The sequence below is a fragment of the Desulfonatronum sp. SC1 genome (assembly GCF_003046795.1).
In the GTDB taxonomy this organism is placed as follows: Bacteria; Desulfobacterota; Desulfovibrionia; order Desulfovibrionales; family Desulfonatronaceae; genus Desulfonatronum.
Window position 1 is genome coordinate 1 of the sequence record NZ_PZKN01000172.1, and the last position, 433, is coordinate 433.

Genomic DNA, 433 nt, shown 5'->3' on the forward strand with positions numbered 1-433 from the left:
GTATTGTTGAAAGCGTCATGAACAGATTTTCTTAAGCGCACATCACTAATTAGTTGTTCCGATTGGGAGCAAGCGTAACCCAACAGAGCAATTAGTGTACATGCGAATATTTTAACAATTATTCTCATCTAAAAATGATTAGTCAAAAAAACCTGTTATCTCCTTACCCATAGTTGATAAAAAAGATAAATCCACTGTTAAACCATAAAAATCAATCTATGGATTAAACACCGCCTCTTTGGCAGAAAGCGTTAGCGCACCAGCGCCTAAAACAGCGATATGCGGATTATCAGATATTTCTATAACAGTTGTTTCCAAAGCGACTTTATGCGGAAACTTGTCCAGCGTATCGAGCATGCCATTTTCGAAATAAGGGAATGCTTTTGAGAGTGAACCACCAATAATGATGGCGTCGGGTCCGTAAGAATAGAGA

At 38.3% G+C, this 433-nt stretch carries 1 protein-coding gene; it reads right to left on the bottom strand.

Annotated features, from left to right (window positions below):
- Positions 1–216: 216 nt before the first annotated feature.
- Positions 217–433: hypothetical protein (locus C6366_RS21175; RefSeq protein WP_199221616.1), on the bottom strand; the 217-nt coding region annotated here is incomplete at its 5' end.